General features: G+C 65.5%; 13 protein-coding genes. 10 read left to right on the forward strand and 3 right to left on the reverse strand.

Annotated elements, in window-relative coordinates:
• Nucleotides 1-245: 245 nt before the first annotated feature.
• The 3 genes from AC5P8U_RS06260 to fdnG are packed head-to-tail and all read right to left on the reverse strand — an operon-like array spanning nt 246 to nt 4886.
• A complete protein-coding gene (locus AC5P8U_RS06260; protein WP_061480581.1) occupies nt 246-893 on the reverse strand; it encodes a formate dehydrogenase subunit gamma in 648 nt (215 codons plus the stop codon).
• Nucleotides 890-1807 (reverse strand): formate dehydrogenase subunit beta, encoded by a 918-nt coding sequence (fdxH, locus tag AC5P8U_RS06265; protein WP_151354765.1) that lies wholly within the window; start codon nt 1805-1807, stop codon nt 890-892. Before fdxH ends, AC5P8U_RS06260 begins: the two co-directional genes overlap by 4 nt.
• Nucleotides 1808-1817: 10 nt before the next feature.
• On the reverse strand, nt 1818-4886 hold the full coding sequence (gene fdnG, locus AC5P8U_RS06270) for a formate dehydrogenase-N subunit alpha (protein ID WP_353080572.1): 3069 nt from the start codon (nt 4884-4886) through the stop codon (nt 1818-1820).
• A gap of 290 nt (nt 4887-5176) precedes the next feature.
• Here fdnG and gmk point away from each other — a divergent pair, with 290 nt between their 5' ends.
• The 10 genes from gmk to AC5P8U_RS06320 all read left to right on the forward strand — a co-directional run bounded on the left by gmk (nt 5177) and on the right by AC5P8U_RS06320 (nt 15851).
• Nucleotides 5177-5842, forward strand: a complete 666-nt coding sequence (gmk, locus tag AC5P8U_RS06275) for a guanylate kinase (protein ID WP_005410878.1) — start codon at nt 5177-5179, stop codon at nt 5840-5842.
• 110 nt (nt 5843-5952) lie between these two features.
• Nucleotides 5953-6252, forward strand: a complete 300-nt coding sequence (gene rpoZ, locus AC5P8U_RS06280) for a DNA-directed RNA polymerase subunit omega (RefSeq protein ID WP_005410877.1) — start codon at nt 5953-5955, stop codon at nt 6250-6252.
• 106 nt (nt 6253-6358) lie between these two features.
• Nucleotides 6359-8521, forward strand: a complete 2163-nt coding sequence (locus tag AC5P8U_RS06285) for a RelA/SpoT family protein (protein WP_005410876.1) — start codon at nt 6359-6361, stop codon at nt 8519-8521.
• A gap of 195 nt (nt 8522-8716) precedes the next feature.
• Nucleotides 8717-9103, forward strand: a complete 387-nt coding sequence (locus AC5P8U_RS06290) for a RidA family protein (protein ID WP_005418954.1) — start codon at nt 8717-8719, stop codon at nt 9101-9103.
• A 7-nt stretch (nt 9104-9110) separates the two neighbouring features.
• On the forward strand, nt 9111-11222 hold the full coding sequence (gene recG / locus AC5P8U_RS06295) for an ATP-dependent DNA helicase RecG (protein WP_072168456.1): 2112 nt from the start codon (nt 9111-9113) through the stop codon (nt 11220-11222).
• Nucleotides 11223-11617: 395 nt separating this feature from the next.
• A complete protein-coding gene (locus tag AC5P8U_RS06300) occupies nt 11618-12556 on the forward strand; it encodes a nucleoside hydrolase (RefSeq protein ID WP_005418952.1) in 939 nt (312 codons plus the stop codon).
• Nucleotides 12557-12644: 88 nt separating this feature from the next.
• Nucleotides 12645-12887 carry a type B 50S ribosomal protein L31 gene (locus tag AC5P8U_RS06305; protein ID WP_005410871.1) on the forward strand — a complete coding sequence of 81 codons (243 nt, stop codon included), beginning with the start codon at nt 12645-12647 and terminating at the stop codon, nt 12885-12887.
• Between the two features lie 296 nt (nt 12888-13183).
• The gene (locus AC5P8U_RS06310) at nt 13184-14461 is read left to right on the forward strand and encodes a citrate synthase (RefSeq protein ID WP_061480588.1); all 1278 of its coding nucleotides are present in this window, start codon (nt 13184-13186) and stop codon (nt 14459-14461) included.
• Nucleotides 14462-14697: 236 nt separating this feature from the next.
• Entirely contained in the window at nt 14698-15060 is a 363-nt protein-coding gene (locus AC5P8U_RS06315) for a NirD/YgiW/YdeI family stress tolerance protein (protein ID WP_111007626.1), read from the forward strand.
• Nucleotides 15061-15341: 281 nt separating this feature from the next.
• Nucleotides 15342-15851 (forward strand): CS1 type fimbrial major subunit, encoded by a 510-nt coding sequence (locus AC5P8U_RS06320; protein ID WP_227837925.1) that lies wholly within the window; start codon nt 15342-15344, stop codon nt 15849-15851.
• The last annotated feature ends 31 nt before the right edge of the window (nt 15852-15882 follow it).

Here is a 15882-nt window from a genome sequence, read left to right on the forward strand (position 1 = left end):
GTCGAAGGCGGGGTGGGTTCGGTTGCGGGGGCGTGAGCCGCATGCGGCGACCGAGCTTACATGGGTGAGGGCGCTTTGCTTGCGAAGCACTGCTTCGCAAGCGCCCGAACGCACAGCCGCCAGCGGCTGGGCCGGGCCCCGGAGGGGTACTTGCAGCGTCCCCCGCAACCGGGCCCACCCCGCCACCCCTCAGAAGGCCCGCTCTTGACGTTGATTCTGCGGGTGCAGGGCCGCAGGCCCTGCCGCTACCCCTGTTCCCGGCGCCCGCGCAGGATGTCGCGGAACCACTGACGGTGATGCTTGTACGCCCACCCATAGGTCACCTTGCCCTGGGTCATCGCCCGCACCGATCCCTTGATCCAGAGCGCCGCATAGATGTGCACCACGATCGCGCAGACCAGCACCCAGCCGAACAGCGCATGGGCCAGCACCGAGAAGCGAATCACTCCGATCGGGAAGAAATGACTGAAATACTGCCGCCAGATCACGAAGCCGGTCAGCAGCAGTGCCGACAGGCAGCCGATGATGGCCCAGAACAGCAGCTTCTGGCCGGCATTGAAGCGACCGACCGGCGGCAGTTTTTCATCCTCGTTGCGCAGTACGTCGCGCATGCCACGCATCCACGCGCGGTCATCGGCGGTCGGCAGGTTGTCGCGCCACATGCGCAACGCCAGCAGCGCAAAGCCCACCACCATGGCCAGGCCGATGAACGGATGCAGGATGCGCGTCCACGGGCCGCCACCGAACAGCTGGGTCAACGGGAACAGGGCAGGGTGGAACAACGCCAGCCCGGACAGCGCGGTCAGCACGAAGCAGATCGCCACGATCCAGTGATTGATGCGGGTCGGCGCGCGGTAGCGGACGATCTGCCGCGGGTGCGGGGCGTACTTCATGGCCGCTGCTCCTCTTCGATCGTCTTCGCCTCGTGCTCGGCTTCTTCTTCTTCCTCGTCATTGACCGTGTTGCGGCCGATGCCGATGTAATGCAGGAACCCAGCAAAGGCCGTGGCGGCGATCGCCAGCACGCCCAGCGGCTTGGCTACGCCCTTCCAGACTTCCACCATCGGGCTGATGCGGGGGTCCTTGGGCAGGTCGGCGTAGAGCTCGGGCTTGTCCACGTGCTGCAGCACGTACATCACATGGGTACCGCCGACGCCCTGCGGGTCGTACAACCCGGCGTTCTCGTAACCCCGTGATTTCAGGTCTTCCACGCGTCCGGCGGCATGCTCGGTCATCGCCTGTTTGCTGCCGAAGGTGATCGCCCCGGTCGGGCAGGTCTTCACACAGGCCGGCTCCTGGCCGACCGCCACCCGGTCCGAACACAGCGTGCACTTGTAGGCCTTGTGGTCCTTCTTGGAGATGCGCGGTACGTCGAACGGGCAGCCGGTCACGCAGTAGCCGCAGCCGATGCAGTTCTCTTCCTGGAAGTCGACGATGCCGTTGGCATACTGGATGATCGCGCCGGGCGACGGGCAGGCCTTCAGGCAGCCCGGGTCGCTGCAGTGCATGCAGCCCTCCTTGCGGATCAGCCACTCCAGCTTGCCCTTCTCGTCCTCGTACTCGCGGAACTTCATCACCGTCCACGACTGTTCGCTCAGATCGGGCGGGTTGTCATAGCTGCCAACGCAGCTGCCCACTTCGTCGCGCAGGTCGTTCCACTCCATGCAGGCGACCTGGCAGGCCTTGCAGCCGATGCACTTGCTCACATCGATCAGCTTGGCGACCTGGCCGGTGTGCGCACCGCGCGCCTCCGGTGAGGGCGTGGTGGTGGCCGAGCGGCGGATGATGTCCAGCGATTGCAGTGACATGGCGTTTCTCCTACACCTTCTCGACCTTGACCAGGATGCACTTCGATTCGGGCGTCTGCGAGTTGCCGTCACCGATGGCATTGGTCAGCGTATTGGCGATATATCCGGGCTTGGCCGCACCGAGGAAGCCCCAGTGGATCGGCACGCCCACCTGGTGCACGGTCTTTCCATCGATCTGCAGGGCCTTGATCCGCTTGGTCACCATCGCAACGGCTTCGATATGGCCACGCTTGGAACTCACCCGCACGCGGCTGCCGTTGGTGATGCCCAGCTCGTCGGCCAATGCCGCGCCGATCTCGACGAACTGCTCGGGCTGGATGATGGCGTTCAACTTGCCGTGCTTGGTCCAGAAGTGGAAATGCTCGGTCAGGCGGTAGGTGGTGGCCACATGCGGGAACTCGTCCGGCGAACCGATCTGTGCACGGTCGCTGGCGAACACGCGTGCCGCCGGGTTGTTCAGCGTCAGCGCCTGGCCGGGGCTGAGCGGGTTGCTGCGCAGCGGCGTATCAAAGGGCTCGTAGTGCTCCGGGAACGGTCCCTCGGCCATGCCGGCCTTGGCGAAGAAGCGGGCGACGCCTTCCGGGTTCATGATGAACGGGCCCATCCCGCCGGCGGGATCTTCGTCGGCCTTGAAGTCCGGCACGTCCACGTTGCCCCAGTTCTTGCCGTTCCAGGCCAGCAGCGTGCGGCGCGGATCGAACGGTTGGCCAGCCACGTCGCACGAGGCGCGGTTGTACATCACGCGGCGGTTGGCTGGCCACGCCCAGGCCCAGCCCAGCGTGTTGCCGATGCCGGTCGGGTCACTGTTGTCACGCCGCGCCATCATGTTGCCGGTCGGACCCCAGGCGCCGATGTAGATCCAGCAGCCGGAGGCGGTGCTGCCGTCGTCGCGCAGGTCGCCAAACGCGGCCAGCTGCTCGCCGGCCTTGCGCACCAGCCTGGTCGGGTCCTTCGGATCGAACACGTCCACGAGCGCCTTGCCGTTGTATTCCATCGCCAGTTCTTCCGGCGTCGGCAGCTCCGGGTTGGCGTACTTCCAGGCCAGGTCGCGCACCGGCTCCCACCACGCACCGCCATCCTTCTCGTACATCGCTTTGATGCGATGGAACAGCTCGGACATGATCTCGATGTCGCTGCGCGCTTCGCTCGGCGGGTTGGCCCCCTTCCAGTGCCACTGCAGCCAGCGCGATGAGTTGACCACCGCGCCGTTCTCCTCGGCGAAGGAAGTGGTGGGCAGGCGGAACACTTCGGTCTGGATCGTGCTCGGGTCGACGTCGTTCAGTGCGCCGTGGTTCTGCCAGAAGGCGATGGTCTCGGTTTCCAGCGGATCCATGCTGACCATGAACTTCAGCTTGGAGAACGCACTGATCAGCTTGCCCTTGTTCGGCGCCGAAGCCAGTGGGTTGAAGCCCTGGCAGATGTAGCCGTGGATCTTGCCCTCGTTCATCAGCTCGTACGCCTGCAGCATGTCGTACGGCTTGTCGAGCTTGGGCAGGTAATCGAAGCACCAGTTGTTGTCGGCGGTGGCAGCATCGCCCCACCACGATTTCATCAGACTGACGTGGAACTTCGGGTAGTTCTGCCAGAACGACATCTGGTTGGCGCGCAGGGGCTTCTGCGTGCGCTTGGCGATGTAGGCCTCGTAGTCCTGCTCATCCTGTTTCGGCAGCGTCAGGTAGCCGGGCAGCAGGTCGGACATCAGGCCGATGTCGGTCAGGCCCTGGATGTTGGAGTGCCCGCGCAGCGCGTTCATGCCGCCACCGGCCACGCCGATGTTGCCCAGCAGCAGCTGCACCATGGTGCCGGCACGCACGTTCTGCGCGCCGATCGAGTGCTGCGTCCAGCCCAGCGCGTACAGGATGGTCATCGCCTTGTCCTTGCCGGCGGTGGACGCGATCATGTCCCACACCTGGCGGATGCTGTCGGCCGGCGTGCCGCAGATGCGCTCGACCATCTCCACGGTGTAACGCGCGTAGTGTTGTTTCAGCAGGTTGTAGACGCAGCGCGGGTCCTTCAGCGTCGGGTCGCTGCGCACGAATCCATCGTCACCGTAGGCGTAGTCCCAGCTGGAACGGTCGTAGCTGCGCTTCTCTTCGTTGTAGCCCGAATACAGGCCGTCCTTGAAGGCGAACTCGTCCTTCACCAGGAACGACATGTCGGTGTAGTTCAGCACGTACTCGTGCTGGATGCGGTCCTCCGTCAGCAGGTAGTTGATCAGGCCGCCCAGGAACACGATGTCGGTACCGGTACGGATCGGCGCGTACACATCGGCCACCGCGGCCGAGCGGTTGAAGCGCGGATCGACCACGATCAGCCGGGCCTTGTTGTGCGCCTTGGCCTCGGTCACCCATTTGAACCCGCACGGATGCGCCTCGGCGGCATTGCCACCCATGATCAGGATCAGGTCGGCATTCTTGATGTCGACCCAGTGATTCGTCATCGCACCACGGCCTAGCGTCGGGGCAAGACCTGCCACCGTCGGGCCGTGTCAGACACGTGCCTGGTTGTCGAATGCCAGCATGCCAAGGGAGCGGACGACCTTGTGGGTCAGTACCGCGGTTTCATTGCTGGTGGCCGAGGCCGCCAGCATGCCGGTGGTCAGCCAGCGGTTGACCGTCTGCCCGGCTTCGTTCTTCTGCACGAAGTTGGCATCGCGGTCTTCCTTCATCAGCCGCGCGATGCGGTCCAGCGCATCGTCCCAGCTCAGCCGCTTCCACTCGTTCGAGCCCGGCGCGCGGTACTCGGGGTAGAGCAGGCGCGACTTGCTGTGGATGATGTCGGCCAGGCCGGCACCCTTCGGGCACAGCGTGCCGCGGTTGACCGGATGGTCCGGGTCGCCCTCGATGTGGAAGATGCTCGGCTCGGCGTTCTTGGCGCCATCGCCGAGGCTGTACATCAGGATGCCGCAGGCCACCGAACAGTAGGTACAGGTGTTGCGGGTCTCGGTCGCGCGGGTCAGCTTGTATTGCCTGACCTCCGCGAGCGCGATGCCGGGCGCGAAGCCCATCAGTGCCAGGCTGGAGCCGACCAGGGTTGTCCCGGTCACTTTCAGGAACTGGCGGCGGCTCATCGATGGCATGCCGTTCTCCTGGGATGGCGGGGAGGCGCAGGCCTCCGGGCTGTCGTTGGGTACGGGCCGGTTATAGCACAGGCCTCCGGATGCCCATGTGGCACAAGGCGCGGCGCCTGCCGGACGGGCCCGGAAAGGGCCTGCTCTGGTAAAGTTGCGTGCCCGCCCCCTGGGGAAGCGTCTGCCGGGCCTGGTTCCAGGATGTTCCGCGCAGCCCCCGCCGTCCTGGCGCGATCCTCCGCGCCGGACCTGGAACACCGAGGAAAAATTTTGCGAAATCAACCAATTGGGTTCCGCGCATGAGCGCCCCGTCGAAGCCGTCGGACGCCGTTGCGCGCGGCACGCTGTACATCGTGGCCGCCCCCTCCGGCGCCGGCAAGAGCAGCATCGTCAATGCCACCCTGGCGCGTGACCCGCAGATCGCCCTGTCGATTTCCTTCACCTCGCGCGCGATGCGCCCCGGTGAGGTGAACGGCCAGCACTACCACTTCGTCAGTGCCGAGAAGTTCGAGCAGATGATCGCCGCGGGCGACTTCTTCGAACACGCCTGGGTGCACGGCGACTGGAAGGGTACGGCCCGGCAGTCGGTGGAACCGCAGTTGGCCGCCGGCCAGGACGTGCTGCTGGAGATCGACTGGCAGGGCGCGCAGCAGGTGCGGCAGCTGGTGCCGGGCACGGTCACCGTGTTCATCCTGCCGCCGTCCAAGCAGGCCCTGCAGGACCGCATGCGCAAGCGCGGCCAGGACAGCGAAGCGGTCATCGCCCAGCGGCTGGGGGCAGCCCGCGATGAAATGCTGCACTTCAACGAGTTCGACTACGTCATCGTCAACGAGGTGTTCGACACTGCCGTGGACGAGCTGTGCGCCATCTTCACTGCCAGCCGCCTGCGCCGGGAGGCCCAGAAGGTCCGCCACGCCGGCCTGATCCAGGCGCTGCTGACCCCCGATCCGGGTGCAACTGACTGATTCCAAAAGAATCGGGTAGGGGTTGGCTTGATTTTGTCCAGCCCCTGCCAGTACACTCCGTCCCCTTTCCCTCATTCGACTGAGCGGCCGACCGGTCGCCGGGAGCCCGTATGGCCCGCATCACCGTAGAAGATTGCCTGGAAGTCGTTAACAACCGTTTCGAACTGGTCATGATGGCGTCCAAGCGTGCCCGCCAGCTCGCCAACGGCGTGCAGGCTACGCTGGACAACAGCGAGACCGAGGACAAGCCGACCGTGCTGGCGCTGCGCGAAATCGCCGCCCGCAAGATCGACAACGCCCTGATCGACGAAGTCGAGAAGGCCGAGCGTGAGCGCGCCGAGCGCGAAGCGCTGGAGTGGGCTGCCGCCGAAGTGGTCGCCGACGAAGACATGTCCAAGAACGACGATTGATCGCATCGATCAACGTAATCGTTGGATACACCGAACAGCCCGCCCCGTGCGGGCTGTTTCGCATTCAGGATTTGCCGTAAACGTCGCGCTGGAATAGGCTTCGGGCATGAACCCAGGCCCCACTGCCAAGGTCGCCGCAGCCCCCGCTGCCGCCGTACCCGACTACGTCCTCCAGCTTGAACGCGCCGCCCATTACCTGCCGCCGGAACAGCTGCCGCTGTTGCGCCGTGCCTGGGAAGTCGGGGCCTCCGCACACGCTGGGCAGACGCGCAAGTCGGGCGAGCCCTATATCACCCATCCGGTGGCCGTTGCCCAGGTGCTGGCCGAACTCGGCCTGGACGTGGAAGCGCTGATCGCCGCGATCCTGCACGACACCATCGAAGACACCCCGCTGACCCGCGAGGCGCTGGCCGCCGAGTTCGGCGAAGCCGTGGCCGAACTGGTCGACGGTGTCACCAAGCTGGACAAGCTGAAGTTCCGTGACCGCCAGGAGGCGGCCGCCGAGAGCTTCCGCAAGATGCTGCTGGCGATGTCGCGCGACCTGCGCGTGATCATGATCAAGCTGGCCGACCGCCTGCACAACATGCGCACGCTGGGCGCGCAGAGCCGCGAAGCGCGTGGCCGCATCGCCCGCGAGACGCTGGAGATCTACGCGCCCATCGCCCAGCGCCTGGGCATGAGCCTGGTCAAGAGCGAGCTGCAGAACCTGGGGTTCAAGGCGCTCTACCCATGGCGCCACGCCATCATCGAAAAACACATCCGCAGCCAGCCGGTGGTGCGCCGCGAAGCTATGGCGCAGGTGGAAGTGCAGCTGTCGCAGCGACTGGCCAAGGAGGGGATCGAGCATCGGCTGATCAGCCGCATCAAGACCCCGTGGAGCATCTACAACAAGATGCGCGACGAGAACAAATCCTTCGACCAGGTGATGGATGTGTTCGGCTTCCGCCTGGTCGTGCGCAGCGTGCCCAGCTGCTACCACGCGCTGGGCTCGGTGCACGCCACCTTCAAGCCGCTGGATGGGCGCTTCCGCGATTTCATCGCCATTCCCAAGGCCAACGGTTACCAGTCGCTGCATACCGTGCTGTTCGGGCCGTATGGCTCGCCGATCGAGGTGCAGATCCGCACCGAGGAAATGGACCTGATCGCCGAACGCGGCGTGGCCGCGCACTGGACCTACAAGTTCGGTGGTGATTCGCCCAACAGCGCACAGAGCCGTGCCCACGCCTGGATCGTCGAGCTGATCGACTCGCAGCGCGCCGCCGGTTCCTCGCTGGAATTCCTCGACAACGTCAAGGTCGACCTGTTCCCGGACGAGGTCTACCTGTTCACCCCGAAGGGCAAGATCCTGGCCCTGCCGCGCAACTCCACCGCGCTTGATTTTGCCTACGCCGTGCATACCGACGTGGGCAACATGGCGGTGGCCTCGCGCGTGGACAAGAAACTGGTGCCGCTGCGCACCAAGCTGGTGTCGGGCCAGTCGGTGGAGATCATCACCGCTCGCTCGGCCACGCCGAAACCGCAGTGGCTGGAATTCGTGGTGACCAGCAAGGCGCGCACCGCCATCCGCCACCAGCTCAAGCAGCTGGAGCACGAAGATGCCGTGCAGCTCGGCCATCGCATGCTCGACCGCGCGCTGGAAGCGATGGATTCATCGCTGGAGCGCCTGCCGAAAGGCCGCCTGGACGCGTTCCTGGCCGAACACCGCTTCCCGCGCCTGGAAGCGCTGCTGGCCGAGGTCGCACTGGGCAACTGGATGCCGACCCAGGCCGCGCAGGCGCTGATGGCCTACGCCGAACTGCGTGGCGGCCCGCATTCGCGTCACCATTCGCAGGAGAAGATCCTGATCAACGGTAGCGAACGCGGCGTGGTGACCTTCGCCGGCTGCTGCCAGCCGATACCCGGCGACGAGATCATGGGCTACCACACCGCCGGCAAGGGCATCGTGGTGCACCGCATGGACTGCCCGAACCTGGCCGAGCTGCGCAAGTCGCCCGAGCGCTGGGTGCCGATCGGCTGGGACACCACCGTCTCCGGCGACTACGACACCTCGCTGGTGGTGGAAGTGGAGAACGGCACCGGCGTGCTGGCGCAGCTGGCCGCCGCCATCGCACAGAGCCATTCCAACATCGAGCGCGTGGACTACCTGGACCGCGACTTCAACGCCGCCGTGCTGGCGTTCAACATCCAGGTGCGCGACCGCAACCACCTGGCCGAAGTGATGCGCCGCCTGCGCCGCCTGTCGGTCGTGCAATCGGTACGCCGCCAATAACCCCACCCCATGCGTGGTGGATTTTGTAGAGCCGAGCCCATGCTCGGCTGCTCTTGCCTGAAGCAGCCGAGCATGGGCTCGGCTCTACAGGCGGCGCATCACATGCCCGGACTGCGGTAGATCCACGCCATGCGTGGATGCACCCCCAGCCGGTACAATCACCGCTCTGTTTTCCCCCAAGCACCGGAGCGACCCATGTCCCGCCAGATCATCAACACCGAAAAGGCTCCCGCCGCCATCGGCCCGTACTCGCAGGCCGTGCGCGCCGGCAACACCGTGTATTTCTCCGGCCAGATCCCGCTCGACCCGGCCACCGGCGACATCGTCGGCGCCGGTGACGTCGAAGCACAGGCCCGCCGCGCCTTCGACAACCTCAAGGCCGTGGCCGAAGCCGCAGGTGGTTCGCTGGACAAGGTCGTGCGCCTGGGCCTGTACCTGACCGACCTGGGCGAGTTCGCCAAGGTCAACGCGGTCATGCAGGACTACTTCCAGGCCCCGTACCCGGCCCGTTCCACCATCGAAGTCTCCGGCCTGCCGAAGGGCGCCAGCTTCGAGGTCGACGCGGTGATGGTCATCGACTGACCGCCACGTGGCACGCAAGGCGGCGGTCACCCCGGTCCTGTCACCGTCCGGCGAAGCATCCCTGGCGATGCTCGCCGGCGTCGGTCCGGCCGTGGCCGCCAAGCTGCAGGCGCGTGGCCTGGCCACCCTGCAGGATCTCTGGCTTCACCTGCCGCTGCGCTATGAAGACCGGACCCGGCTGACCCGCATCGAAGACCTGCGCAACGGCGTGCCGGCGCAGGTGGAAGGGCGGGTGGTCGCGGTCGAGCGCGGCATGCGCTACCGGCCGATGCTGAAAGTGGCGGTGGAAGACGAAGGGCAGGGCACCCTGGTGCTGCGCTTTTTCCACTTCCGCCAGCAGCAGGTCGGGCAGTTCGCGGTCGGCACCCGGCTGCGCTGCTTCGGCACGCCCAAGCCCGGCCACCTCGGCCTGGAAATCGTCCATCCCAGCTACCAGGTGCTGGGCCGCAACGACGATCCCGAACTCGGCGACCGCCTCGACCCGGTGTATCCCACCGTCGAAGGGGTCGGCCCGATGACCATGCGCAAGCTGATCGGCCAGGCGCTGGACCGCCTGCCCGAGGAGAGCACGCTGGAATTGCTGCCCAGCGGCTGGCTCGATGGCCTGGGCCTGCCTTCGCTGCGCAGCGCGCTGCTGACCGTGCACCGGCCACCGCCGGATGCCGATCTGGCCGCGTTGGCCGCCGGTACCCACCCGGCGCAGCGTCGCCTGGCGATGGAAGAACTGCTGGCCCATCACCTCAGCCTGCGCCGCCAGCGCATTGCCTTGCAGGCACACCATGCGCCGCCGCTGGCCGGTCCTGGCAAGCTGGCCAAGGCGCTGCTGAAGCAGCTGCCGTTCGCGCTGACCGGCGCGCAGGCACGCGTGTTCAAGCAGATCCGTGAAGACCTCGCGCGCCCCAGCCCGATGCTGCGGCTGGTGCAGGGCGACGTCGGCTCCGGCAAGACGGTGGTGGCCGCGCTGGCCGCCATGCTGGCGGTGGAGCAGGGCAAGCAGGTTGCGTTGGCCGCACCCACCGAACTGCTGGCCGAGCAGCACCTCAACAATCTGCGCGGCTGGCTGGAACCGCTCGGTGTGCGCATCGCCTGGCTGGCCGGCAAGGTCACCGGCAAGGCGCGCGCCAAGGTGATGGAGCAGGTCGCCAACGGCGAAGCACAGGTGGTGGTCGGTACCCACGCGCTGATGCAGGAGGCGGTGGTGTTCCAGGACCTGGCGCTGGCCATCGTCGACGAGCAGCACCGCTTCGGCGTGCACCAGCGCTTGGCCCTGCGCGACAAGGGCGCGGGCGGCAACAGCGTGCCGCACCAGCTGGTGATGACCGCCACGCCGATTCCGCGCACGCTGGCGATGTCCGAGTACGCGGACCTGGATGTGTCGGCGATCGACGAACTGCCGCCGGGACGTACACCGGTGCAGACGGTCGCGCTCAACAATGATCGTCGCCCGGAGCTGATCGAGCGCATCGCACTTGCCTGCCAGGAAGGGCGGCAGGTGTACTGGGTGTGTACGCTCATCGAGGAAAGCGAAGAGCTGGATGCCACCCCGGCGCAGGCCACCTACGAATCACTGCAGGCGCTGCTGCCCGGTGTTCGCGTCGGGCTGGTGCATGGCCGCCTCAAGGCCGCCGAGAAGCTTGCGACGATGGTGGCGTTCAAGGCCGGCGAGATCGACCTGCTGGTGGCGACCACCGTGATCGAAGTGGGCGTGGACGTACCGAACGCCTCGCTGATGGTGATCGAGAACGCCGAGCGCCTCGGCCTGGCCCAGCTGCACCAGCTGCGTGGCCGCGTGGGCCGCGGTTCGGCGGTGTCGCGCTGCGTGCTGCTGTACCAGGCACCACTCTCGCAGATGGCGCGTGAGCGCCTGCAGACCATGCGCGAAACCAACGATGGTTTCGTCATCGCCGAGAAGGACCTGGAACTGCGCGGCCCCGGCGAACTGCTCGGGACGCGCCAGACCGGCCTGGCCGGTTTCCGCATTGCCGACCTGGCCCGCGACGCTGGCCTGCTGCCCGGCGTGCATGAATTGGCCGAGCGCCTGTTGGCCCAGCAACCGGCCCTGGCTGATCGCGTGGTGCAGCGCTGGATCGGCACCGCGGTGCGTTACGCCTCGGCCTGATCCCTGTAGAGCCGAGCCCATGCTCGGCTGCCGTTCGCGCTGCGCGCGGGAGTCGAGCATGGTTCGACGCTACAGACAGCCTTTTCGATCATCTCGCGGATATGTCGACCAAGGTCGACACCTACCAAGAGCGGTAGCGATCTGTCGAAGGCGCGGTGGGGCCGGTTGCGGGGGCGTGAGCCGCATGGATGCGGCGACCGAGCTTACATGGACGTACTTGCAGCGTCCCCCGCAACCGGACCCACCCCGCCATCGCTCAGGAAACCAGCTTTTGCCGTTGCCGTTGCTCCTGCCTCTGCGGGTGCAGGGCGCAGCCCTGCCAGAACCCCAACCGCCGTACTTGCAACGGTCATCATCCCGGTCCACACTTCGTTGCCGATCTGAAGACGGCAATAATGACCCACAAGATCCCCCTGTTGATCGACACCGATCCCGGTGTGGACGACGCCTTGGCCCTGCTGATGGCCTTTGCCGATGAACGGCACGACGTGGTCGCCCTGACCATCGCCGCCGGCAATGTCGGCCTCGAATACACCGTCCGCAACGCCCTCAAGCTCTGTGACATCGTCGGCCGCCCCGACGTACCGGTGTTTGCCGGCAGCCCGGATCCGCTGCTGCACCCCTCCGTTGACGCTGCCCACGTGCATGGCCGTGATGGCTACGGCGACGTGGACCTGCCGCCGCCGAGCCGCCAGGCCGAGGCCGAGCACGCGGCCCTGGCCATCCTGCGCCTGTCGCACGAACACGCCGGCGAACTGATGCTGGTGATGTTGGGCCCGCTGACCAATCTGGCGCTGGCACTGAAGCTGGACCCGACCCTGCCCCAGCGCATCAAGCGCATCGTGGTGATGGGCGGTGCGGTTACCTGCCACGGCAACATCACCCCGGCAGCCGAATTCAACATTGCCTTCGATCCGGAAGCCGCGCACGTGGTGTTCACCTCGTTCAAGCACCTGCTGGTGTCGGACTGGGAGGCCACCGTTGCCCACGGCCTGCCGCTGGAGGACGCCGAGAAATGGCTGCAGGCCGATTCCGATCGCGCCCGCTTCTACGAACTGATCTCGCGCAAGACCCGCGCGCTGTCGGAAGATGCCAAGGGCGGCCGCTGGTATACCGCCGATGCGGTGGCCATGGCGTGGGCGCTGAATCCGGAAGGGCAGCTGCAGGTCGAGTCGCGGCCGCTGAACGTCGAGCTGAATGGCACGTTCAGCCGCGGCGCCACCATCGTCGACTGGAACCGCCAGACCGGCCAGCCGGACAACTGCGATCTGCTGATGGCCTACGACCAGCAGCGTTTCGAGGCCCTGGTGCGCCAGGCCCTGGGCGCGGACTGACGTCCGTTGCCCCGCACCGGTTGCCCCGAGCGGCAACCGGTGCTTATAATGCCGCTCTTGACCACCAGCCCATTTACGGTGTGAGCCCATGAAGGCCGATATCCATCCGAACTACCGCGACGTCGTCTTCCATGACGTCACCTCCGATTTCAAGATCCTGACCCGCTCCACCATGGCGACGAAGGAAACCATCCAGTGGGAAGACGGCAACGAATACCCGCTGGTCAAGGTTGAAATTTCCTCGGCTTCGCATCCGTTCTACACGGGCAAGCACAAGGTCATCGACACCTCGGGCCGTATCGACAAGTTCCAGAAGCGCTACGCGCGCTGATCTGTCGATCCAGCTTCGAACCGACGGCCGCGCTCTGCGCGGCCGTTTGTTTTTCCCCAACGCCAACCCAACGGGCGTTTGGATGGACGGAACACTGCGTTCGTGTGACAACGCTTTTGCCGATCCGGGCCGCTCAACGGCCGGTGTCTGGCCGCCTGTCGTATACGACTTCCGTCTAGCACCCGACAAATGCTGCTGTGCGATAATGACATGATCCCCGGCACAGGCCGAGGACGTCATTCACGTGCCTGACCAATGCGCTTGGGCAGGCGCCTTCCCATGAAGGAGCGCACACAGTGTCCGATCTTGATCAGGTCACGCTCAACGCCGGCGACAAGTCCGTCGTTCTGCCCGTCATCAAACCCACCCTTGGCAACGACTGCGTCGACATCGCGAAGCTGACCAAGGAAACGGGTTTCTTCACCTACGATTCCGGCTTCACCGCGACGGCCAGCTGCAAGTCCGCCATCACCTACATCGACGGCGACAAGGGCGTGCTGCTGTACCGCGGCTACCCGATCGAACAGCTGTCGGAAAAGTCGAGCTACGTCGAAGTGGCCTACCTGCTGATCAACGGCGAGCGCCCGAGCGCCGAGCAGCTGAAGGCCTTCACCGATGAGCTGACCGCCGAAGCCAACGTCGATGAGTCGATCAACACCCTGATCGGCAGCTTTGCCAAGGATGCCCACCCGATGGCGATCCTGGCGGCCGCGATCGCGCAGCTGTCGGCCATCTACCACGACTCGCTGGACCTGTCCGACGCCGAGCAGCGCCGCAAGGCCGCCGTGCGCCTGATCGCCAAGGTGCCGACCCTGTCGGCGCTGATCTACCGCCACGGCAAGGGCCTGCCGGCCAACAAGCCGGACACCTCGCTGGACTACGTCAGCCGCTTCCTGAAGCAGACCTTCGAGTCCGCTGACGGCCAGTACGACCTGAACCCGGACGTGGTCAAGGCACTGGACCTGCTGTTCATCCTGCATGCCGACCACGAGCAGAACGCCTCGACCTCGACCGTGCGCCTGGTCGGCTCGACCGGTGCCAACCCGTACGCGTCGGTCGCTGCGGGCGTCACCGCGCTGTGGGGTCCGGCCCACGGCGGTGCCAACGAAGCCGTGCTGAAGATGCTCGAAGAGATCGGCAGCGCCGACAACGTCGAGTCCGCCGTGGTCAAGGCCAAGGACAAGACCTCCGGCTTCCGCCTGATGGGCTTCGGCCACCGCGTCTACAAGAACTTCGACCCGCGCGCCAAGGTCATCGGCGAGATGACCAGCAAGGTGCTCAAGCAGCTGGGCGTGCAGGATCCGCTGCTGGACGTGGCCGTGAAGCTGGAACAGGCTGCGCTGCAGGACGAGTACTTCGTCGCCCGCAAGCTGTACCCGAACGTCGATTTCTACAGCGGCATCATCTACAAGGCGCTGCAGATCCCGACCGAAATGTTCACCGTCATGTTCGCCCTGGGCCGTACTTCCGGCTGGGTGTCGCATTGGCTGGAACAGCAGGTCGATCCGGAAATGAAGATCGGCCGTCCGCGCCAGGTCTACACCGGCAGCGACGTGCGCGACTACCAGGGCTGATCGCCCGCAGCAGGTTGTGCTGAGAACGCCCCGCATCCGCGGGGCGTTTTTTTTGTCCTGATCGTCTTCGGCGGATGCCGACTGCGGCACGTTGGTCCGCACGATAAGAGCCCGCTTCCGGATCTGAACGCGTTCTGACAATGAATGTCGCATTCACATCTTTTCGGATCTATTGCATGGGTATCACGTCGAAGGCGATAGAACCTGTGCGTACTGATCCCTGTATGGAGAACGCCATGAACCGACTGATCGCCATCGCTTTCATCGCCACGCCGCTGGCCCTGCTGAGCCCGCAGGCCTTTGCGCAGTACACGGGGCCGGGGGCAGGGGCCGCTGCCAGCACCGTCGCTGACGCACGTGCGCAGCGCGATGACCATCCGGTGGTGCTGCGTGGCACCCTCATCGCCAAGATCGGTGACGAGCGCTACCAGTTCCGTGATGCCAGCGGCCAGATCGAGGTCGAGATCGATGACGAAGACCTGCCGCCGCAGGCCATCGGTGCCGACACCGTGGTCGAGCTGCGTGGCAAGGTCGACACGCATCGCTTCAAGCCCACCGACATCGATGTCGATCACGTCACCGTCGTGCCTGCAGGTTGAAGCGAACGGCAGCCGAGCGTGGGTTCGGCTCTACAAATTCAATGCAATGAGGTTTGTTGCATTGAACCGATGAGGGAAATTGCATAACCCTCAAACATTGAGCGAATTCAAGAATTCCCCTTAACGTTCAACGTTTTAGGAATGCTTGAATGGCCTGCATGGCAATGGATTTCTAACATTCTCTCCGTCGCCCGCACCCATCCCCGCGGGCGATGCTCCCCTCCCTTTTCTCCTTGGGGAGGGGAGCTTTCATATTCCCCCTTTGTCCGAGAGAGACAACCATGCACGCCATCATCAAGAAGACCGCGCTCGCGGCAGCGCTGGCCACCGCTTCGCTGTCCGCGCACGCGCTGGAAACCAAGATCTCCGTCTATGCCGACGTCGACCCGACCCTGGCACTGCTGCGTGATGACGGCACCCCGTTGCCGGACCTGGTCACGCTGACCCACGATCCGCTGCGCGGCCTGATTCCGGACACGCAGCGCGTGCGCATTCACTCCAACGACGAAACCGCCGATATCGAGGCCCGTATCGATGGTGCGTTTGCCCTCGCAAATGAGACCGGCACCGTCACCGTGCCGATGACCATCAGCCTCAACAACCGCGCACTGGGTGCCGCCGCCATCGAGTACAAGGCAGTCGATCTGTTCAACGGTGCCGGCTCTACCCCGGGCGCCTCGATCTCGATGCCGTTGACCATTGCCCAGGCCACCCCGGGCCCGATCACCACCAAGGGTCGCTACAGCGGCATCGTCAACGTCGTGCTGACCCAGAAGACCACCACGCTGTAATCCCCGCGCCGGCCCGGCTCCCGGGCCGGCC

The organism is Stenotrophomonas sp. YJH_SMC_81, assembly GCF_059370875.1.

Excerpts from the sequence above, each read along its gene's own strand:
- AC5P8U_RS06260 (WP_061480581.1), bottom strand. The coding sequence starts at position 893 with ATGAAGTACGCCCCGCACCCGCGGCAGATCGTCCGCTACCGCGCGCCG.
- fdxH (WP_151354765.1), bottom strand. The coding sequence starts at position 1,807 with ATGTCACTGCAATCGCTGGACATCATCCGCCGCTCGGCCACCACCACG.
- gmk (WP_005410878.1), top strand. The coding sequence starts at position 5,177 with ATGAGCGCCCCGTCGAAGCCGTCGGACGCCGTTGCGCGCGGCACGCTG.
- rpoZ (WP_005410877.1), top strand. The coding sequence starts at position 5,953 with ATGGCCCGCATCACCGTAGAAGATTGCCTGGAAGTCGTTAACAACCGT.
- AC5P8U_RS06285 (WP_005410876.1), top strand. The coding sequence starts at position 6,359 with ATGAACCCAGGCCCCACTGCCAAGGTCGCCGCAGCCCCCGCTGCCGCC.
- AC5P8U_RS06290 (WP_005418954.1), top strand. The coding sequence starts at position 8,717 with ATGTCCCGCCAGATCATCAACACCGAAAAGGCTCCCGCCGCCATCGGC.
- AC5P8U_RS06300 (WP_005418952.1), top strand. The coding sequence starts at position 11,618 with ATGACCCACAAGATCCCCCTGTTGATCGACACCGATCCCGGTGTGGAC.
- AC5P8U_RS06305 (WP_005410871.1), top strand. The coding sequence starts at position 12,645 with ATGAAGGCCGATATCCATCCGAACTACCGCGACGTCGTCTTCCATGAC.
- AC5P8U_RS06315 (WP_111007626.1), top strand. The coding sequence starts at position 14,698 with ATGAACCGACTGATCGCCATCGCTTTCATCGCCACGCCGCTGGCCCTG.
- AC5P8U_RS06320 (WP_227837925.1), top strand. The coding sequence starts at position 15,342 with ATGCACGCCATCATCAAGAAGACCGCGCTCGCGGCAGCGCTGGCCACC.